Genomic DNA, 19,218 nt, shown 5'->3' on the forward strand with positions numbered 1-19,218 from the left:
CCGGCGCTCCGCCGGGCGCGTGCCCCAGCGCGCGGCCCGGGCCATCACCCGGGTCATACCAGCCGGACCGGCTTCTCGGGGCGTACCCCGACCGTGGTCAGCCAGCCGCGGAGCGGTTCCGCGTCACCGTCGTCGACCAGGCTGAGCACAGGACTGCCCAGGTCGGCCCGGCGGGCGCCGTCGACCAGCAGTGCCGGGCCGTCCAGCCAGTCGAGACCGGGAACGGCGCCGGCGGTGTCGACGGCGGCGCAGCAGACCATGGCCGTGACATGGTCGGCGAGGAGTTCACGGCCCGTACGGGGCGGCTGCAGCGGGAACAGCGGGAGGCCGCCCTCGACCATGCCGTCACCCCAGGCCACGCCCAGCGCGGCGTCCTGCGCCGCGCGGCCGCCGCGGGCGGCCTGGCGCGCCGCCTCCTCCCGCTCGACCTCGGCGCCCAGCCGGGCGGCGACCAGGTCACCGGCGCTCTCGTCATGGGCGAGCCGGTCGATGACCCTGGCCAGGGTCGGACCCTGGGGCGACGCCAGGGGCTCGTCGGCGCGATGGTGGTCGGCGGGGGCGGCCGCGGGGCTCGCGGGGGCGGGGCTCGCGGGGGCGGCCGAAGGGCCGGTGGGGTGGCCGTCGCCGGGCGGACGGGCCACGGGCCGGCGGCCTGCGGGCGTCCCGGCCGCGCTGCCCGCGTACGAAAGGGGTGGGGCGGCCGGAGCGGGGTCCGGGGCCGCGGCGGGGGCGGCCTTGAGGGGCATCGCCGGAAGCTCGTCGAGAACGCGGTGGAGGCGGGCGGCCTCCAGGCGCCACTTGCGGTCCACGACCTCTTCCGGGTACTGGTGCCAGCCGACCGGCGACCATTCGGGACCCGGTTCGGCCGGGCCGCCGTGGAAGAGGCGGGCGGCCAGCAGGGAGGCCGCACGGTCGACGGCGCCCGGCTCCTCCAGGAGGTCGCAGGCGGGGCGCTCGCCCAGACGGGCGGTGAAGCCGTCGGCGAGGCGGTCGCGGCGGGAGAGCTCGGTGAGCGCGGAGACCACGCCGGCGTCCAGCCGGGACGGCCAGCGGCCCATCCGCCAGGCGGGCAGCGCGACCCGGGTCAGCAGCCGGTCCCAGCCCGCGTAGGCGAGGCCGACCTGCTCCTGGGCGACGATCCGCAGGCCGTAGTCGACGGTCTGAGCGCGCTCGGAGGCGGCGGCCGCAACACCCCGCTCCATGATCGTGGCGTGCTCGCGGCAGGCCCGCAGCAGCATCCGGGCGACCCGTCCGGCAAGGCGGAGCGCCGGGCCGCGCAGCAGGCCCCGGGCGCGGGCGGCGTCCGCAACGGCGGCGTCCAGGCCACGGATGAAGCGGCGGGCGGCGGCTATGTCGGGGTGGGCGGAGGGGCCGGTGCCGGCGACGACCGGGGCCAGCAGGGCGCGCAGTTCGGCGACCCGCATCCACCACAGGAACGGCGAGCCGATGACCAGGACCGGGGCCTCGCAGGCCGCCCGCCCGCCCCCGGCGGCCGGACCGCTCCGGCGGGCCTCGTCCGGGGTGCGCCGGTCGCGGTGGGGCGGGCGGTGGGCGCGGTGCGTACGGTCCTCCAGCCAGCTGTCGCAGTCCGGCGTGAGGGCTATCGCGGACGGCGCGGGCACCTCCAGCCGCTCGGCGAGATCACGTACCAGGCGGTAGAGGCCGGGGGCCGACTTCTCGGAGATCGGCACCGAGGGACTGAGCGCGGGCCGGGCGCGCGCGACGACGCCGGTGACCAGCGCCGCCAGCAGCAGGCTGACCACCGCGACCCCGCTGACGGCCCAACGGGCGAGGTCCCAGCCGCCGCCCGCGCCGAGATGGCCGGTCACCCGGCCGGCGTACAGCACCACCGCCGCGGCGGCGGGCAGCAGCGCCACCGCCAGCGCGGCACCGCGGATCCGCAGCACGGCGAGGGCGCGGGCGCGCGCCGCCAGGACGCCTGTTTCCGGACTTGCCACGAGCCTGTACACCCCCTGCTGTCCTGCTGGAGCCGGACGGAGAGAACACGGGACGGACGCCTTCGAACATTGCGCGGTGTGGCATCGCGCGTTGTTCTTCGCGCGTTGTGCGGTGCGAGCGAGCTCGCCCACCACCACTGTGGCACTGGCCACTGACATCGCAATGCCGGTGAGCCACTTGCCGGACGTCCCCGCGGCAGACGTGCCGCAGAACGGCACGGCGACCGCAGGACGCTTGCGCCGCACCCTAGTTGGGGGTGTTGGTCTCGTCAGCCGGAATCTGGTGTGGTCACTCGATGGAATGGCTTTGGGCAAAGCCGGGAACCCGTGTGCCCCGGAACCCGTTTGCCCGGGCCCCGGGAACCGTCTGCCCGGGCTTCCCGGCGGAGGGCCGGACAGCTGGGGGCGTGTGCCGGACCTCGCGACGGCCACGGAGATCCGCCGGAAGCGCCCCGGTACTACTCCAGCCGCATCAGGCGCCCGCCGCCACGTCCGCGACCTTGGCGGCGATGTCCGTACGGTGCTGGGACCCGTCCAGGGAGATCCGCTCCACCGCGCGGTAGGCGCGCCGGCGGGCGAGGGTGAGATCGGCACCGGTGGCGGTGACCGACAGCACCCGGCCGCCCGCACTGCGTACCGCCCCCGCCTCGTCCCGCTTGGTGCCGGCGTGCAGGACGTACGCCTCGGGCGCGTCCTGCGCGGCGACCTCGGCCAGGCCCTCGATGACATCGCCGGTACGCGGCGTCCCCGGGTAGTTGTGGGAGGCGATGACGACCGTCACGGCGGCGTCGTCGCTCCAGCGCAGCGGCGGCAGAGCGGCGAGGTCACCGGTGGCGGCGGCGCGCAGCAGACCGCCGAGCGGGGTCCTGAGCCGGGCGAGCACGACCTGGGTCTCCGGGTCGCCGAAGCGGGCGTTGAACTCGATCACCCGCACCCCGCGCGAGGTGATCGCCAGGCCCGCGTAGAGCAGCCCGGAGAACGGGGTGCCGCGGCGGCGCAGCTCGTCCACCGTAGGCTGCAGGACCTTGGCCATGACCTCCTCGACCAGGTGGGGGTCGGCCCAGGGCAGCGGGCTGTACGCGCCCATACCGCCGGTGTTCGGCCCCTCGTCGCCGTCGTAGGCGCGCTTGAAGTCCTGGGCCGGCTGCAGCGGGACGACGGTCTCCCCGTCGGTGACCGCGAAGAGCGAGACCTCCGGGCCGTCGAGGAACTCCTCGATCACCACGCGGTCGCAGGCCAGCGCATGGGCCCGGGCGGCCTCGAGGTCCTCGGTGACCACGACGCCCTTGCCGGCCGCCAGGCCGTCGTCCTTGACGACGTACGGCGCCCCGAAGGCGTCCAGGGCGCGGTCGATCTCCTCCGGGGTGGCACAGACGTAGCTACGCGCCGTGGGAACCGCCGCGGCGGCCATCACGTCCTTGGCGAAAGCCTTGGAGCCCTCCAGCTGGGCGGCCTGGGCCGAGGGGCCGAAGACCGGGATGCCACGTGCGCGTACCGCGTCCGCGACACCCGCCACCAGCGGAGCCTCGGGGCCGACGACGACCAGATCGGCCTCCAGGCCGGCGGCGAGGTCGGCGACGGCCTGGCCGTCGAGGGCGTCGACCCCATGCAATTCGGCCACCTCGCCGATGCCGGCGTTGCCGGGGGCGCAGTGCAGCGCGGTGACGTGGGGGTCGAGGGACAGAGAGCGGCACAGGGCGTGTTCGCGGGCGCCGCCGCCGATGACGAGGACCTTCACGGTGGCAGCCTAGACGAACGCACCAAGCGGCCGGACGTCGGCCGTACCCGGATCGCACAAAGGCGGCACGGAGGGGGCGTGGTGGCGGCACGAAGGCGGCATGGTGGCCGGAAATCCCCCGCCGGTGCCGCGCCGGGCCTTTCGGGCGCCCCTTCGGGGCAACTCTTTCGAGTGAGAGGGCGGGGTGCCCGCTACCGGATCCCGCACCGCCTATGGGCGCCTACGTCCACCTCACGCCCGCCCCTGCCGCGCACGCGCACGTACACGTACACGTACACGCATATCCATACCGCTTCATACCCCTGCACATCCGCGCATCCATGCGCATCTATATGTAACTGCGTGTATTCATACCCATGACCGGAAAGCCCAGAAAGCGCAGACGGCACAGAGAGGGAGTGCACGGGTGAATCAGCCGGAAATGCAGCCCGACGGGCCCCCTCGGGAGGGCTCCCGCCCCGCCCGGCGGTACGAGAGCCGACGCCGCGGCCGCCCGGATCTCGCGGGGCGGGCGTTCCCGCCCGGCGGCTGGGGGGAACCGGCCGACCGGCTGGACGCGCTGTACCTGTGGACCGAGCAGGGGGCCCTGCGCACCGCCGACTGGTACCTGCACGACCGGATCGGCAAACGACGCGGCGCACGGGCGCTGCGGCTGGGCGCCGCGGCCGGGGTCACGGTGGGCGGGGTGCTGCCGCTGCTGGATCTGGCCGGGGCCTGGGCGGGCGGGGCGCCCTGGGGCTGTCTGTCGCTGCTGCTGGCGGCGGTGTGCGTGGGCTGCGACCGGTACTTCGGGCTGACGACCGGCTGGATGCGGGATCTGGCGACCGCCCAGGCGATCCACCGGCGGCTCGAGGCGCTGCAGTTCGACTGGGCCGCGGAGAGCGTCCGCGAGGTGCTCGGGCCGGCCGAGGGCACGGCGAGCGAGGCGGCGGAGCGCTGCCTGGGGGCACTGCGGCTATTCAACGAGGATCTCGGGGAGCTGGTACGGGCCGAAACGGCCGACTGGATGGCGGAGTTCGGGGCCGCTCCGGCGCCGCCGGCCGCCCGGGCGGCGGCGCCCTCCGCGGCACCGCGGCCGGAGAACGCGGGCGCGCCGGGGCGGTTCGCGGTCCCGCACCGTCCCCGGCCGCACATGCCGCGGCAGCGGCCGCCGGAGCACGGACGATAGGCCGCTCCGGACCGGCCGCCGCGCCGAGCTCAGCTCACCAGCTCACCAGCTCTCCTGGAGCCGGGCTCAGCTGAAGACGATCATGGAGCCCTGCCCCAGACTCCTGGTGGCGGCCGCGTGCAGCCCGAGCCACACATGACGCTCCCGGGCGAACGGACCGCCGTCCAGCGGCACCGCGCCCACCCGCTCCTCCAGAGAGGTGGGGCCGGCCGGCGGCGCGGGGGCGGCCGGCGGATTGGCCGGATCGATGCCCAGGGACGGCGCGACCAGTTCGAGCTCGCGGAGCAGACCGTGCGAGGACCCCAGCGGGCCGCCGCCCTCCAGCAGTTCGTCGTTGCCGAGCGGATGCGGGAAGTCGACCGGGACGTAGGCGCCCGCGTGGTCGTAGTGCCACACCAGGTGGGACTGCCGCGCGGTGGCCTCGAACATCTCCAGCAACTGCTCGTAGTCGCCGCCCAGTTCGTCGACCGGGGTCACCTCCAGACCGCAGAGCCGCAGCAGGTAGGCGCGGCGCAGGAAGTGCAGCGCGTCGTAGTCGAAGCCGGCGACGGGGGCCACGTCGCCGGACAGCCCCGGCATATAGCTGAAGACCGGGACCGTGGGCAGTCCCGCCTCCGTCAGGGCCTTGTCGTAGGCGGCGATCTCTTCGGAGAACGGGTTGTCGGGGCTGTGGCACAGCACATCGACGAGGGGTACCAGCCACAGGTCACATGCCACGAGTGAAGACTCGCTTCCGGTCGGGGACGGGGGACACCGCGCACGTACGGTTACGGATACGGCCCGTTACGGCCGAGGCGGACAGCGTAGTGGCAGCCACGCCGCCCGACGAGAGCCAGTCGAACGCTGTCCGACACTGGCCGACACTGGCCGCCGCCCCCGTGCCGCTATTCCAAGATCGCGAGGGCGTGCTCGTTGTACTCGGCGATCAGCCGCTGGGCCGCATCGAGATCGTGCCGGAGCAGGGCGTCCGCCAGCGCGCTGTGGCCCTGCCACAGGTGGCCCCGCAGATCGGCTTCGCGGCGCAGCAGCGGGACCGCGAACATCCAGGTCTGGACGCGGATCCGGTCGAGGAAGTCGCTGATGTACGGGTTGTTCACGATGCTGCTCAGCTCGCGCCAGAACCGCAGGTCGTAGCCGATCAGTACGTCCAGGTCCCCGGCCCGCGCGGCCCGCTCGGCCTCCTCGGCGCGGCGCCGGATGGAGACCAGCACCGGTCCGGGGGCGGTACGCAGCGCCCCTTCGGCGTCACTGCGGAAGATCCCCTCGACGATCAGGGTGCGGGCCTGGACCATGGCCCGGAAGTCGTCCGCGGTGAAGGCGCGCACCTTGAAGCCACGGTGCTGTTCGACCTCGAGCAGTCCCTGGGCGCACAGGTCGAGCAGCGCCTCGCGCACCGGCGTCGCGGAGACGCCGTACTGGTCGGCGATCTCCTTGACGGTGAAGGGGTGACCGGACGGCAGCCGGGCGGCCAGCACCTCGTCGCGCAGCGCGTCGGCGATCTGCTCACGCAGGGTGCTGCGACGTATGACTGGGCGGTCTCCGCCGGCGGCCATTGTGTGCTGCGTCTCCTTCGACGTCCGACATCCTTGGCCGCGACGGTGGGCGCGGCACCCGCCCACGATAGGCGAGAGCCGCGAGGTGCTGCCGCCCCTGGGTGCCGCCGGGCCGGTGCTGCCGCCCCTGGTGCCGCCAGGCCGGTGGTGCCGCCCCCGTGGCACCGGGCGGTGGCACCGGGCGGTGGCACCGGGCGGGCTCAGCCGGTGTGCTCGTCCGCCGCCGTCAGTGCCTTGTCGAGCGCGGCCAGGCCCTCCTCCGCCTCGGCCGCGGTGACCGTGCAGGGCGGGACGGCGTGCGTCCGGTTCATGTTGACGAACGGCCACAGGCCGCCGCGCTTGCAGGCCGCGGCGAATTCCGCCATCGGAGCGTTGGCGGCGCCGGCGGCGTTGTAGGGCACCAGCGGCTCGCGGGTCTCCTGGCTCTTGACCAGCTCCAGCGCCCAGAAGACGCCCAGTCCGCGGACCTCTCCGACGGACGGATGCCGCTCGGCGATCGCCCGCAGCCCCGGCCCGAGGACCTTCTCGCCGATCTGCGCGGCGTTCTCCACGATCCGTTCCTCGGCCATCGCCCGGATCGTCGCGATGGCGGAGGCGCAGGCCAGCGGGTGCCCGGAGTACGTCAGACCGCCCGGGTACGGGCGCTGGTCGAAGGTCGCGGCGATCTCGGCACTGATCGCCACACCGCCGAGCGGGACATAGCCGGAGTTGACGCCCTTGGCGAAGGTCAGCAGGTCGGGCGTGACCCCGAAGTGGTCGGCGGCGAACCACGCGCCCGTCCGTCCGAAGCCCGCCATCACCTCGTCCAGGATGAAGACGATGCCGTACCGGTCGCAGATCTCGCGGACGCCGGCGAGGTAGCCCGGCGGCGGCACCATGATCCCGGCGGTGCCGGGGACGGTTTCGAGGATGAGAGCCGCGATGAACTGCGGTCCCTCGAAGGCGATGGTCTGCTCCAGGTGGGCCAGCGCACGCTCGCACTCCTCCTGCTCGCTCTCGGCGTGGAACGGCGAGCGGTACAGGAACGGGCCCCAGAAGTGGACGACACCCGCCGAGGCGGTGTCGGAGGGCCAGCGGCGGGGGTCGCCGGTCAGGTTGATCGCGGCGGCGGTGGCGCCGTGGTACGAGCGGTAGGCGGACAGCACCTTGGGACGGCCGGTGTGCAGCCGCGCCATCCGGACCGCGTTCTCCACGGCCTCCGCACCGCCGTTGGTGAAGAAGATCTTGTTCAGGTCGCCGGGTGTCCGCTCGGCGATCAGCCGCGCGGCCTCGGACCGTACGTCCACGGCGAAACCGGGCGCGACGGTGCAGAGCTTCGCCGCCTGCTCCTGGATCGCGGCGACGACCTTGGGGTGCTGGTGGCCGATGTTGGTGTTGACCAGCTGGGAGGAGAAGTCGAGGTAGCGGTTGCCGTCGTAGTCCCAGAAGTACGAGCCCTCGGCGCCGGCGACCGCCAGCGGATCGATCAGGCCCTGTGCGGACCAGGAGTGGAAGACATGCTCACGGTCGACGGCCTTCACGGCCGCGCCGGCCTGCGAATCAGCGTGCTGAGGGGTCATACAGCCAGCGTACGAAGCCACCGCCCGCCCGTGACACCGCCACTCTGTACGAGTTCCGCCACATCGCCCGGCAGTCTGTCGGGGCTCCGGCCCGGGGGTGAGCTGGTGCCGTCGTCGCGGCGCGGCCTTCATCGGCTCCGCCTCTCCCGGCGGCGGCGCTCGGCGGCCTCGATGATCTCCAGCGGATCCGGCGCCGACGGAACCAACGGCGCGCACCTCCAGCAGGCGTACACATTCCACCCCGGCCCGCTATTCGTATGCACCTCACCGACCAGTACAGGGTCATCAATGATCCGCTGACAACGCACACACATACGCAACGGCTTGGGCGTACGCGTTCCCTCGGAGCTCATCACGCCACCTCCACGCCGTGGATCACGTACGGGCCCGGGGCATCGACCCCGAACGTCGCCGGCAACAGCTCGTCGCGCCGCCGGCACTGCTCGTACGCAACGACGTACGGCCGTACGAGAGGAGACCGATCCCCGTCGATCATCTCCTCGCTCCACCGGCGACGCCCCATCGAGCAGCGCCTCGTTCGCGGATTGAGCAGAAACCTCACCCAAGCGAGGCAGCGAGCAATAGGCTCTGCCATGTCGGCGCTCCTTGTCAGCGTTGGCCACGCCCCCGGGCCGCCTGGATCGGCTGCGGGGGTCTTTGGCGTTCGGATACACAATTCCTTGCGCATTTCCAGCATTACGCTGCGAACAGGGGCGGCAACAGAGGAAGGTGTCCAACAACAACCACGAAAGAAGGGGGAGTTAATCCATGGCCAAAGGCGACAGCAATCGGAGCTACGGCCGACACAAGAATGGATGAGGTGGCCGTCCGGAAGCCACAGCTCGACATGGCCAAGCGACTGGACACGGAGCTCACAACAGACGGTCTGCTTGCTCGAATTTGCCAGGATCTGATCAATAACTCTCCGCTCCCCCACTACTTCACGGAGACGGTATCCCTCGAAGGTCTGGCCACCAGCTTGAGGGAATACGCACCGGTGTTCGTGCCCGGCTTGATCCAGACGCCCGCCTACGCCCGCGCCGTCATTCTGGCCGCCCAGCCCTTTGCCCCGGAGGAGGAGATCGAGGCACTGGCAACCGCCCGTCTGGACCGTGCTCGCATCCTTGCCCATCCAACAGAGCCCATGTTGTGGGTTGTTCTGGCCGAGAACATCCTGCGGTGCGTCGTCGGAAGCGCAGCAGTGATGCGGGAACAGCTCCAGCACATCGCCGACTTGACCAGGCGGCGGCGCATCGGTGTCCAGGTCCTCCCCTTCAGCGCCGGCGCTCCCGCGATGTGCGGCCTTCTGCGGCTCATGACGTTTGCCGACGCCCCACCTGTGGCGTATAGCGAAGGGCCCTACACGGATGGATTGTTGGACGATCCGGCCCTGGTCGCCCAGTGCGAGCGGGCCTACGATCTCGTCAGGGCCGCCGCATTGTCGCCGGAAGCGTCTCTGGCACTGATCGAGTCGGTGGCGGAGGAGTACACACATGAAGGCTGAGCCCGACCTGAGCGCCGCCGCCTGGCGCAAGAGCACGTACAGCGGTGGCGAGGGAGCCGAGTGCATCGAGGTCGCCGACGACCTCCCCGGCATCGTCCCCGTCCGGGACTCCAAGCCCCCCCACGGCCCCACCCTCACCTTCCGTCCAGGGTCCTGGGCCTCGTTCGTCGCAAACGTAAAGACCGACGGCTTCCCCACCGCCTGAGCAGCGGCGCCCACCCACACGTACAGCCCCGGAAGGAACGACCGCCCGGGGCTGCCGCATAGACCGCCACCAGCAGCGGAAACAGCGAGTGCGGCAAGGACGACTTTTCATCGAGAGCGGGAAGAGCACGCCGACGCTCGTTGACGTGGAGCTGATTCTTAGTTCCATCGATGCGCCGCCGTAGCTGGTATCCGAAGCGATGGCCTTGACCAAGCTGGCGAACAATGAGTGGCTGGATGTATGGTCATCGCGGCGTCGTGGACTGGAGAAGCGTCAAAATGAGCTAGCAGGGTTCGAGAAGTCGTCCACACAGTCCCGCTACTTTCTGCCCACGATGATTACGGGACTACTGGCTACGCCGGAATACGTGAGAGCCAGCATTGCCGACGTACCGGACGACCAGAGACGAAAGACTGCCGCGAATAAATTGGAGCGACAGGCCGTCCTGTACGACAGGGCCAAGCGGTTCACGTTCATTCTGACCGAGCAGGCGGTCCGCTGGCCGCTGATCTCGCCGGATGCCCTGTCCGTCCAGATCGAACACCTAGCGGCGTTGACGCGTCTACCCAACGTCCGGATCGGCATCATTCCCATCGGGCCACGTGTGATGCCAGGCTCTTTGAATGTCTTCACAGTCTACGACGCCCGTATCACGACCGTGGAAACGACAACCGAAATGATGGTATTCCGCGACCATCGGGATGTGTCGGCGTATCTGGATGAGTTCGCGAAGCACGAGGAACACGCACTTTTCGATGATGCGGCCAGAGACAAACTTGGCGAGTGGTCGACAGTCTGCCGATCGTGATCTTTACCCAACAACGGGAAGTGCGGGCGGAGTTCCCGGTCGTGGACCTGCCGCCGCTGGAAACGGCGTACTGGCTGATCAAGCCCAGGAATCTGGTGCGCGGGACCTGGGAAGAGCCGAAGGAAGCGGCGGAGTGGCTCGGGGAGCAACTGGTCGAGTATGCGCCCCGGTTCGCCTCCGGTTGTGATCGCGACAGTACTCATCTGACGTTACTCGTCACCTCCGCTGCCGGACGGCTCGGTTGGGGTGGGGACGTGTCGCACGGCTTCTATCTCGAACGGCCGTCATTCCTGTCCCTGGCCTTGGTGTGCTGTTCCCCGAATCGTGCCGTGCCGGAACTGGAGTGTCCGTTGCGGTAGACCCTCAGCAATGTCCGCGGTACTGCTCTCTCCGGACGCCGGGCTGCTGCGAAGGCCGGCCCCATAGGACCAATGCCCCCTGGTCGCCCTCGGAGCCGGACTCAACAGCACCAGGCACCCAGATGGCATACGCCAGCTGGTATCCACCGCACGCCGACGCATGATGTGGATATGGCTTCTCCCCAGCCGCACGCGGCTTGAGATGGTTCCGCCCCGTTCACAGGACGGACGAGAGCAACAGGCAGGCCCGCATGGCTCGGAGGGTTTTCGGTCCCGGCATGGAATGCCTGGGCTCTACGGAAGACCGAAGCCTAGCTCACCCCCGAAACAACCCAGAGGAAAGAGCACGCCATGATGCGTATCAAACTGGCCGTCGGAACAGTTGCCGCCGCAGCGCTGCTGACAATCTTCGGCGGAGGCATCGCCAGCGCCCAGGCAGCAGCACCCGCAGCACCCGCAGACAACTACGGCTCCAAGTTCGGGCACCAGCAGCCGGACAACGGGAACCTCTTCACAATGAACTACGGCACCCTCGCCTGATCTGCCCGGCAGACGCGTAGCCAAGCCGCTCGTGGTCGTCTTCACTTGCCGGTCTTGGCAGGTGAAGACGACCGTGCCGGGTGGGTACCACCCGGCGAGGACTTGAAGGACTACGTCCGCTGACGGCGCCCGTCAGGGGACGTAGTCCTTCAAGTCCTCGGTGTCGAGGGCGATCCCGACCACGTCGGGGAGGATGACTTCCTTGCCGAATGTGGCCTCGTGGATATCGAGATAGCGGCCCTGCTCTGGGGCGGGCTCCTTTCCGAGTGAAGGCCGGCGTTGCCCGGCGCAGGCCGACCCGTACGACGATCCGCAGCGGGCCACCCGTACGTGTGACCGACCACCCCTCGGTATCCTCGGCGCGGAGCATGGGGATAGCGGGAATAGCGGGGATAGCGGGAAAATCGGGGCAAAGGGCGACGGATCGTGGAACAGGCGGGGCAGGCAGGCCAGGCAGGTCGGGCGGGTCAGGTAGGGCAGGTAGGACACGTAGGAGGGGCGGCGGGGCTGAGGCCGTTGGGGCCCGGGGACCCGCAGCGGATCGGTGAGTACCGTCTGGTCGGGCGGCTGGGCGAGGGCGGGATGGGGCGGGTGTTCCTGGCTCGTTCCGACCGGGGGCGGACGGTCGCGGTCAAGCTCGTACGGGCGGAGCTGGCCGGCGAGGAGGAGTTCCGGGCGCGCTTCCGTCGGGAGGTGCGGGCCGCACAGCAGGTCGGCGGGGAGTGGACCGCGCCCGTCCTGGACGCGGACACCGAGGCCGAGACGCCCTGGCTCGCCACGGGCTATATCGCCGGGCCGTCCCTCCAGCAGGTCGTCGGCGGCAATGTCGGCAATGGCGACAGCAGTGGCAACAGCGGCGGTGGTGGTACGCCGTTGCCCGAGCGTTCGGTGCGGATACTGGCGGCCGGGCTGGCGCGTGCGCTGCGGTCGATCCACGCCGCGGGGATCATCCACCGCGATCTCAAGCCGTCCAATGTGCTGATCACCCTCGATGGGCCCCGGGTCATCGACTTCGGGATCGCGCGGGCCCTGGAGGGGATGACCGGCGCCGGGGTGACCCATACGGGCGCGGCGGTGGGCTCACCCGGCTTCATGGCGCCCGAGCAGGTACGCGGCGAACCCCTCACCCCGGCCTGCGACGTCTTCTCCCTCGGTTCGGTGCTGATGTACGCGGCGACCGGGCGGCAGCCGTTCGGGACGGCGGACAGTGCGGCGCATGCGCTGATGTACCGCGTGGCCCAGGAGGAGCCCGATCTCGCCGGGCTGCCCGAGGGGCTGCACGAGCTGATAGCCCGGTGCCTGGCCAAGGATCCCCGGCAGCGGCCCACCCCGGATGAACTGGTGGCGATGGCGGAGGGCGTGGACGGCCGGTGGGCCGGGGCCGGGTCCGGGGCCGGAGCCGGAGCCGGAGCGGCAGAAGCCGGGGCGGCGGGGCCGGATGACGAGCCGTGGCTGCCGGGAGCGCTGGTCGCCCGGCTGGGGCGGCACGCCGTCGAGCTGCTGGAGGCGGAGCAACCCGCCGCGCCCTCCGCCGAGGAGCCCGCTCCGTACGGTCCGGGTGCTGCATCCGGTCCCCCCGGTCCGCCCGCTCCACCCGGCGCGTACGGTCCGCCCGGTCCGTACGCACCGTCCACCGCCGCCGTCTCCGCCACCGGCCCCGCCCCGGTCCCCGCCCGCCGGCCGCCCGTCGCTCCGGCGGCCGGTCGCGTACCGCGCTCCCGCCGTCGGCGAGTCGGCACCAGGCTCCTGACCGTGGTCGCCCTCGCGCTCGCCGGGGCCGGTGCGGTCACCGCGTACACGCTGCTGGCCGACGGCAGCGGCGTGCGGACGGCGGGGGACGGCTCGGACGGCGGGGCGGGCGGCACGGGTGGCCAGGCGTCGGCCCAACCGGCCGCGGACGGCGGGATTCCGGCGGGCTACCTGGGGACCTGGGAGACGACCGTCGGCGACGACGGTACCGACGTACGGCGCCTCACCCTCACCCAGGGGAAGGCCGGGGACACCGTCCTCACGATGACGGCCACCGGCTCCACCTACCGCTGCGAATTCGCGGCCGCCCTGAAGAGCGCCGGTCCCCCGATCCGGCTCGGCCCGTCCACCGTCCTCTCCGGCCCGGCCGACACCTGCCGCCCCGGCGAGCCCAGCACCCTGGAGCTGATCGGCGGCACACTGCGCCGCACCACCGACGGCGGGAACGCACTGTCGTACCGCAAGGCGGAGTGAGGGAAGTAGTGAGGGGGAGTGGAGTGAGGAAGGCGGAGTGAAGAAGGCCCGCACACCGTGGGGTACCTACGGTGTGCGGGCCTCCGGGCCGTGGCCGACGTTCCCGGCCACGAACGGTCCTACGAGAGGAACGAGTTGATCTCGATCGTCTCGTCGCGGCCGGGGCCGACGCCGATCGCGGAGATCGGGGCGCCGGACATCTCCTCCAGTGCCTTGACGTACGCCTGGGCGTTCTTCGGCAGGTCGGAGAAGGACTTGGCCTGGGTGATGTCCTCGGACCAGCCGGGCAGCATCTCGTAGACCGGCTTCGCGTGGTGGAAGTCGGACTGCGAGTACGGCAGCTCCTCGACGCGCCGGCCGTCGATCTCGTAGGCGACGCAGACGGGGATCTGCTCCCAGCCGGTGAGGACGTCGAGCTTGGTGAGGAAGAAGTCGGTCAGGCCGTTCACGCGGGTGGCGTAACGGGCGATGACCGCGTCGAACCAGCCGCAGCGGCGGTCACGGCCGGTGGTGACACCGCGCTCGCCGCCGATGGTGCGCAGCGCCTCGCCGTCCGCGTCGAACAGCTCGGTCGGGAACGGGCCCGCGCCGACGCGCGTCGTGTAGGCCTTGAGGATGCCGATGACGCGGCTGATCTTCGTCGGACCGACGCCCGTGCCGGTGCAGGCGCCGCCGGCGGTCGGGTTCGAGGAGGTGACGAAGGGGTACGTGCCGTGGTCGATGTCGAGCAGGGTGCCCTGCCCGCCCTCGAAGAGCACGACCTTGTCGTCGTCGAGCGCGTTGTTGAGGATCAGGGTCGTGTCGGCGACGAACGGCTTGATCTTCTCGGCGTAGCCCAGCAGCTCCTCGATCACCTGGCCGGCCTCGATGGCACGGCGGTTGTAGAGCTTGGTGAGCAGCTGGTTCTTGACGTCGAGGGCCGCTTCGACCTTCTGGGCGAGGATCGACTCGTCGTAGAGGTCCTGGACGCGGATACCGACGCGGTTGATCTTGTCGGCGTAGGTCGGGCCGATGCCGCGTCCCGTGGTACCGATCTTCCGCTTGCCCAGGAAGCGTTCCGTCACCTTGTCGACGGTCGTGTGGTACGAGGTGATCAGGTGCGCGTTACCGCTGACCAGCAGCTTGGACGTGTCGACACCGCGTTCGTTGAGTCCGCTCAGCTCGGAGAGCAGGACCGCGGGGTCGACGACGACGCCGTTGCCGATGACCGGGGTGCACCCCGGCGAGAGGATTCCGGAAGGGAGGAGGTGGAGGGCGTACTTCTGATCGCCCACGACCACCGTGTGGCCGGCGTTGTTGCCGCCCTGGTAGCGCACCACGTAGTCCACGGATCCACCGAGCAGGTCGGTGGCCTTTCCCTTGCCCTCATCACCCCACTGAGCACCGAGCAGCACAAGTGCGGGCACAGGCGTACACCCCTTCCGGGCGGGGCATGTCCAACGTGCGTGGATGGCGTCGGCGTGCGTGTCCACGCGTCCGTCATCGTCAGATCCGTTGAACCGGTGCCCCGGAATAGACGAAGCCCCTGGCGCAATAGCGCAAGGGGCTCTTGCACCGAGATGCTACCTGAGGAAGGACCGAGGTGTCGGCGCAGCATTCTGGGCGCTCCCCCGTGGACTCCGCTGCGGGGTACCCCCTGCTTGTGGTCATCGATCCGCTGGCCCGCAGTACGGACGGCGAGTCCGTACGGATCGCGAAGGATGTCCTGTGTGCGGGCGCGGGGGCGAAAATCTGCCTCCCGGAGGGGCCCGAGGAATTCGCGCGGATCCTGGCACGGCGGGGGCAGCGGCGGCCGGTGGTGATCGGTGATGACCGGGCGCTGCTGCGGGTCGTGGGGCTGCTGCACAAGCAGCGGGAGCTGGCGGAGGTGCCGGTATCGGTGGTTCCGGTGGGCGCGCCGGCGTCGGTGGCGCTGAGCCGGGCGCTGGGGGTGCCGACGGACACCGTGGCCGCCGCGCGGGCCGTGCTGGACGGCGGGGCGCGGCCGATGGATCTGCTGGTGGACGACAGTGGCGGGATCGTGCTGGGCGGGCTGCGGATTCCGTGCGGGAGCGACGGGCGTGTCAGCGACGGCCGTGGCGGCGACGACCGTGGCAGCGGTCACGGAAGCGGCCGGAGCAACCGGGGCGGGGGGCGGCGGCCGCGGAACGGGGCGGTGGTGCCCGGGGCCGCGGGGCCGGCGGATGATCTGGACCCGGCGGGCCCGGTGGACCCAATGGACCCCGTGGGCCCGGCGGGCGGGGACGGCTCGGGATCCGCAGGGGGCGCGGGGAGCGCGGGGGATGTGTTCGCCGGGCGGGGTGGCCGCGAGGGAGCGGCGGCCGGTCTCGGCGGCGGGCATCAGCCGTGGTGGCGGCCGGCCGCACGGACCGCCCGTACGGCGCTGTCGCTGCTGGCCCCGGCGGCCGGGCGGTGGGGGTCTCCCCGCCAGAGCGGAGCCGAGGGCGGGGGCGGCCGGCGCGCGCGGGTGCGGGACCAGCGGCTGCGGATCGAGGCGGACGGAGTGGTGCTGGCGGATCTGGACCGGCCGGTGCGCGGGGTGTCGGTGGTCCCGGCCGGGGCCGACCGGGGCGGACGTGAGGGGCCGGAGGGACGCCATGGGCCGCAGGACGGACGTGATGGGCCGCCGGATGGGCAGGACGGACTGGACGGGCGGCTGGCCGAGGTCGTGGTGCACTGGCCGGGTGAGGGGCAGCCGGTACGGACCCGGGCGCGGGCGGTCACGGTCTCCGGCGCGGACTTCCACTACCGGGCGGACGCGGTGGTCGGCGGGCCGGTCAGGACCCGCACCTGGACCGTGCAGCCGGGGGCCTGGCACCTCCAGCTGCCTCGGGATCAGGGCTGAGACCGTGCGAGGCCGGGAGCCTCAGGTCGCCGCGGGGCCGTCGGCGTTCTCGTAACCGGCGCGCAGCCGGTCGCGGTGGTCGCGCCAGCGGTCGAGCAGCGCGGGCAGCTCCTCCTGGAGGAATTCGAGGAAGACCACGGTCTCGTTGAGCCTGCGCCCGGCCGGGGAGTCCTTGCCGAGGCTCTCCACACCCTCGCGCAGGGTGCTCTCCCAGCGGCTGATCACCATCTCGCGGCGGGTCAGGGCCTCGCACCACTGATCGCTGTGGACGCGGTAGCGGTCGCGGCGGGAGCCGGGCTCGCGCTCCCGGCTGACCATGTCGACCTGGGAGAGGTAGCGGATCGCGCCGGAGACCGCGGCGGGGCTGATCCGGAGGCGTTCCCCCAGCTCGGCCGAGGTCAGCACGCCGGAGTCGGAGGAGAGCAGACAGGCGAAGACCCGGGCCGGCATCCGGGCCATCCCGCCCTCGACCAGATGGGCGGCGAAGCGCTCGACGAAGGTCGAGACCGCCTCGGGATCGGGGTCGGTCGTGCCGTCCCGGCCGCGGGTGTTGTCGCCGCCGTGCTGTCGCTGCTCGTCCATAGCCGCCCAACTTCACAAATTTGTGAAACTAACGTACCGACAACAGCGTGACCGCGGCAAACACTCCGGAACTCCACTCCTGCCCCCCAAAAAACCCATCCACAGGCTGTGGACAACCATGCTCTCGGCAGCCCCGGAACCCCCGACCCCCTCACCCGCCGGGCGTCACCAGCCGCGCCTCGTAGGCGAACACCGCCGCCTGGGTCCGGTCCCGCAGGCCCAGCTTCACCAGGATGCGGCTGACATGCGTCTTCACCGTGGATTCGGCGACGACGAGATGCTCCGCGATCTCACCGTTCGACAGCCCCTGGGCCACCAGGACCAGGACCTCGGTCTCGCGTTCCGTGAGGTCGGCGATGCGTTCCTGGGCGGGCGCCCGAGGCGTGCCCAGCCGGGAGAACTCGACGATCAGCCGCTTGGTCACGGCCGGCGCGAGCAGCGCCTCCCCGGAGGCGACGACCCGGACGCCCTCGGCGAGCTGGCCCGCCGAGGCGTCCTTGAGCAGGAAGCCGCTGGCTCCGGCGCGCAGCGCCTGGTACACGTACTCGTCGAGATCGAAGGTGGTCAGCACCAGGACCTTGGCGTCCGCATCGGCCGCGACGATCTCCCGGGTCGCCTCCAGACCGTTCATCTCCGGCATCCGGATGTCCATCAGGACGACATCGGGCTTGAGCTCCGCGACCCTGCGTACCGCCTGGAGGCCGTCGACGGCCTCACCGACGACCTCGATGTCCGGCATGGCGTTGAGCAGGACGGAGAAGCCTTCACGGACCATGACCTGGTCGTCGACGATCAGTACCCGGATCACGGCCGGCTCCCCTTGGTAGTGGTCTCCCCGGCCGCGGACGACACGGGAATGAACGCGGCGACCTCGAAGCCGCCGTCCTCGGTGTGGTCGGCGGTGATCTCGCCGCCCAGCATCTGCACCCGCTCGCGCATCCCCAGCACACCGTGCCCCGCGCCCGGGGACGGCTTGGCCAGGCGGCTCGGCGCGCCGTTGACGATCCGCAGGCCGAGCCCGCCCAGCACATAGGAGACCTCCACGCGGGCGTCGGCGCCCGGCGCGTGCCGCAGCGTATTGCTCAGCGCCTCCTGGATGATCCGGTACGCGGAGAGCTCGACGCCCTGCGGCAGGGGCCGGGGCGAACCGGTGACCACGGCCTCGACGGTCAGTCCGGCCCCGCGGACGCTGCCCAGCAGCGAGTCGAGGCTGGCGAGCGTCGGCTGCGGCGCCTCCGGGTCGCCGTCGGCGAACGCGTCCGGGTCCTCGGAGCGGACCACGCCGAGGATGCGGCGCAGCTCGGTGAGCGCGGCGACGGCGTTCTCACGGATCGTCGCGAAGGACGTGGCGAGCTCGGGCGGGGTGTCCTTCACCCGGTACGGGGCGGCCTCGGCCTGGATGGCGATCACGGACATGTGGTGGGCGACCACATCGTGCAGTTCCCGGGCGATGGTGGCGCGCTCCTCCAGGAGCGTGCGCCGGGAACGCTCCTCGGCGGTGACGGTCTGCGTCTCGACGACGTGCTGACGCTCCTGGCGCCAGGCACGGACCGCGGCGGCGGAGATGAGCACGACGCCGGAGAAGAACGACACCGGCGCCAGATCGCCCGCGTCGCGCCCGGTGAGCCCGGTGAGCCCGGCCGCCACGGCGAAGGTGACCAGCCACATCTCCACCGCCAGCCGTGGCCGGGTGCGCAGCACCACCAGCGTCATCACGGCGAGAAGGGTGAGGAAGCCGGGTCCCCCGAAGATCGTGCCGTACCTGGAGAAGACCACGCTGACGGCGGCCGACGCCACGAACCCGGCCATCGACAGCCAGTAGGCGCCCACGGGGCGGAAGAGCGTGGCCATCGGCCCCGCGGCGACCAGCAGCGCGAAACCGGTGGTCAGGATGCCGAGCACCGGCCCCGGGCTGCTCATGGTGACCGTCGCCAGGAAAACGCACACCGAGAAGAAGCCGACGATGAAGTGCGGCAGCCACCGCGCCCAGTGCCGTAGCCGCTCCGGCAGCCAGGGCACCAACCGGGACACCTTGGCGTCCTCCAGCGGTGGCATCGGGCGGAAGGCGAAGGCGTCGACGAACAGGTCCTGGCGCAGCCGGTGCAGCGCGCCACGGGCCATCCGCGCCTCTTCTGTGCGCTGGGTGCTCCGCGTCTGGGTCGTCTGGTTCACGCCG

General features: G+C 71.6%; 18 protein-coding genes. 8 read left to right on the forward strand and 10 right to left on the reverse strand.

The annotated features are described in order from the left end of the window. Positions 1-53 precede the first annotated feature (53 nt). Both AZE13_RS36740 and purD read right to left on the reverse strand, forming a co-directional pair. Positions 54-1,958 carry a hypothetical protein gene (locus tag AZE13_RS36740; protein WP_258527657.1) on the reverse strand — a complete coding sequence of 635 codons (1,905 nt, stop codon included), beginning with the start codon at positions 1,956-1,958 and terminating at the stop codon, positions 54-56. A 472-nt stretch (positions 1,959-2,430) separates the two neighbouring features. Next, positions 2,431-3,696 carry a phosphoribosylamine--glycine ligase gene (gene purD, locus AZE13_RS08465; RefSeq protein ID WP_066928664.1) on the reverse strand — a complete coding sequence of 422 codons (1,266 nt, stop codon included), beginning with the start codon at positions 3,694-3,696 and terminating at the stop codon, positions 2,431-2,433. A gap of 406 nt (positions 3,697-4,102) precedes the next feature. On the opposite strand from purD, the gene AZE13_RS08470 reads away from it, so the two are divergent. Beyond that, on the forward strand, positions 4,103-4,864 hold the full coding sequence (locus AZE13_RS08470) for an SLATT domain-containing protein (protein ID WP_066928666.1): 762 nt from the start codon (positions 4,103-4,105) through the stop codon (positions 4,862-4,864). 66 nt (positions 4,865-4,930) lie between these two features. Here AZE13_RS08470 and AZE13_RS08475 read toward each other — a convergent pair whose 3' ends face one another. From AZE13_RS08475 to AZE13_RS37895, 4 genes are all read right to left on the reverse strand, one after another. Then, the gene (locus AZE13_RS08475; RefSeq protein ID WP_066928668.1) at positions 4,931-5,581 is read right to left on the reverse strand and encodes a hypothetical protein; all 651 of its coding nucleotides are present in this window, start codon (positions 5,579-5,581) and stop codon (positions 4,931-4,933) included. Positions 5,582-5,748: 167 nt separating this feature from the next. After that, positions 5,749-6,417 carry a GntR family transcriptional regulator gene (locus AZE13_RS08480; protein ID WP_066928669.1) on the reverse strand — a complete coding sequence of 223 codons (669 nt, stop codon included), beginning with the start codon at positions 6,415-6,417 and terminating at the stop codon, positions 5,749-5,751. A gap of 200 nt (positions 6,418-6,617) precedes the next feature. Next, positions 6,618-7,976 (reverse strand): aspartate aminotransferase family protein, encoded by a 1,359-nt coding sequence (locus tag AZE13_RS08485; RefSeq protein WP_066928671.1) that lies wholly within the window; start codon positions 7,974-7,976, stop codon positions 6,618-6,620. A gap of 352 nt (positions 7,977-8,328) precedes the next feature. Further along, a complete protein-coding gene (locus tag AZE13_RS37895; RefSeq protein WP_258527658.1) occupies positions 8,329-8,472 on the reverse strand; it encodes a hypothetical protein in 144 nt (47 codons plus the stop codon). Positions 8,473-8,787: 315 nt separating this feature from the next. On the opposite strand from AZE13_RS37895, the gene AZE13_RS08495 reads away from it, so the two are divergent. The 6 genes from AZE13_RS08495 to AZE13_RS08525 all read left to right on the forward strand — a co-directional run bounded on the left by AZE13_RS08495 (position 8,788) and on the right by AZE13_RS08525 (position 13,615). After that, positions 8,788-9,480 (forward strand): DUF5753 domain-containing protein, encoded by a 693-nt coding sequence (locus AZE13_RS08495; protein WP_147264622.1) that lies wholly within the window; start codon positions 8,788-8,790, stop codon positions 9,478-9,480. After that, positions 9,470-9,685, forward strand: a complete 216-nt coding sequence (locus AZE13_RS08500) for a DUF397 domain-containing protein (RefSeq protein ID WP_066928677.1) — start codon at positions 9,470-9,472, stop codon at positions 9,683-9,685. The genes AZE13_RS08495 and AZE13_RS08500 overlap by 11 nt, the downstream gene beginning before the upstream one ends. A 199-nt stretch (positions 9,686-9,884) precedes the next feature. Continuing rightward, on the forward strand, positions 9,885-10,493 hold the full coding sequence (locus AZE13_RS08505; RefSeq protein WP_398780123.1) for a Scr1 family TA system antitoxin-like transcriptional regulator: 609 nt from the start codon (positions 9,885-9,887) through the stop codon (positions 10,491-10,493). Further along, positions 10,469-10,852, forward strand: coding sequence for a hypothetical protein (locus tag AZE13_RS08510; protein WP_258527660.1), 384 nt, complete (start codon positions 10,469-10,471; stop codon positions 10,850-10,852). Before AZE13_RS08505 ends, AZE13_RS08510 begins: the two co-directional genes overlap by 25 nt. Positions 10,853-11,203: 351 nt before the next feature. Further along, positions 11,204-11,392 carry a hypothetical protein gene (locus AZE13_RS08515; protein WP_066928679.1) on the forward strand — a complete coding sequence of 63 codons (189 nt, stop codon included), beginning with the start codon at positions 11,204-11,206 and terminating at the stop codon, positions 11,390-11,392. Between the two features lie 507 nt (positions 11,393-11,899). After that, complete coding sequence (locus AZE13_RS08525; protein ID WP_066929487.1) at positions 11,900-13,615, forward strand: serine/threonine-protein kinase; 1,716 nt, start codon at positions 11,900-11,902, stop codon at positions 13,613-13,615. Between the two features lie 119 nt (positions 13,616-13,734). Here the strand turns inward: AZE13_RS08525 and AZE13_RS08530 are convergent, their stop codons facing one another. Then, a complete protein-coding gene (locus AZE13_RS08530; RefSeq protein ID WP_066928683.1) occupies positions 13,735-15,021 on the reverse strand; it encodes an adenylosuccinate synthase in 1,287 nt (428 codons plus the stop codon). 236 nt (positions 15,022-15,257) lie between these two features. Between AZE13_RS08530 and AZE13_RS36745 the strand changes: the two genes are divergently transcribed. Then, positions 15,258-16,460 (forward strand): hypothetical protein, encoded by a 1,203-nt coding sequence (locus AZE13_RS36745; RefSeq protein ID WP_258527661.1) that lies wholly within the window; start codon positions 15,258-15,260, stop codon positions 16,458-16,460. A gap of 21 nt (positions 16,461-16,481) precedes the next feature. Here the strand turns inward: AZE13_RS36745 and AZE13_RS08540 are convergent, their stop codons facing one another. From AZE13_RS08540 to AZE13_RS08550, 3 genes are all read right to left on the reverse strand, one after another. Next, positions 16,482-17,042 (reverse strand): GbsR/MarR family transcriptional regulator, encoded by a 561-nt coding sequence (locus AZE13_RS08540; protein ID WP_066928687.1) that lies wholly within the window; start codon positions 17,040-17,042, stop codon positions 16,482-16,484. 151 nt (positions 17,043-17,193) lie between these two features. Continuing rightward, the gene (locus AZE13_RS08545) at positions 17,194-17,850 is read right to left on the reverse strand and encodes a response regulator (protein WP_066928689.1); all 657 of its coding nucleotides are present in this window, start codon (positions 17,848-17,850) and stop codon (positions 17,194-17,196) included. Further along, complete coding sequence (locus AZE13_RS08550) at positions 17,847-19,163, reverse strand: sensor histidine kinase (RefSeq protein WP_066928692.1); 1,317 nt, start codon at positions 19,161-19,163, stop codon at positions 17,847-17,849. The genes AZE13_RS08545 and AZE13_RS08550 overlap by 4 nt, the downstream gene beginning before the upstream one ends. Positions 19,164-19,218 lie beyond the last annotated feature (55 nt).

This window comes from Streptomyces sp. NBRC 110611, from assembly GCF_001590865.1.
GTDB lineage: Bacteria > Actinomycetota > Actinomycetes > Streptomycetales > Streptomycetaceae > Streptomyces.

Coding starts and splice junctions, on each gene's coding strand:
- AZE13_RS08480 (WP_066928669.1), bottom strand. CDS start 6,417: ATGGCCGCCGGCGGAGACCGCCCAGTCATACGTCGCAGCACCCTGCGT.
- AZE13_RS08485 (WP_066928671.1), bottom strand. CDS start 7,976: ATGACCCCTCAGCACGCTGATTCGCAGGCCGGCGCGGCCGTGAAGGCC.
- AZE13_RS37895 (WP_258527658.1), bottom strand. CDS start 8,472: ATGATCGACGGGGATCGGTCTCCTCTCGTACGGCCGTACGTCGTTGCG.
- AZE13_RS08495 (WP_147264622.1), top strand. CDS start 8,788: ATGGATGAGGTGGCCGTCCGGAAGCCACAGCTCGACATGGCCAAGCGA.
- AZE13_RS08500 (WP_066928677.1), top strand. CDS start 9,470: ATGAAGGCTGAGCCCGACCTGAGCGCCGCCGCCTGGCGCAAGAGCACG.
- AZE13_RS08505 (WP_398780123.1), top strand. CDS start 9,885: ATGGCCTTGACCAAGCTGGCGAACAATGAGTGGCTGGATGTATGGTCA.
- AZE13_RS08515 (WP_066928679.1), top strand. CDS start 11,204: ATGATGCGTATCAAACTGGCCGTCGGAACAGTTGCCGCCGCAGCGCTG.
- AZE13_RS08540 (WP_066928687.1), bottom strand. CDS start 17,042: ATGGACGAGCAGCGACAGCACGGCGGCGACAACACCCGCGGCCGGGAC.
- AZE13_RS08550 (WP_066928692.1), bottom strand. CDS start 19,163: ATGGCCCGTGGCGCGCTGCACCGGCTGCGCCAGGACCTGTTCGTCGAC.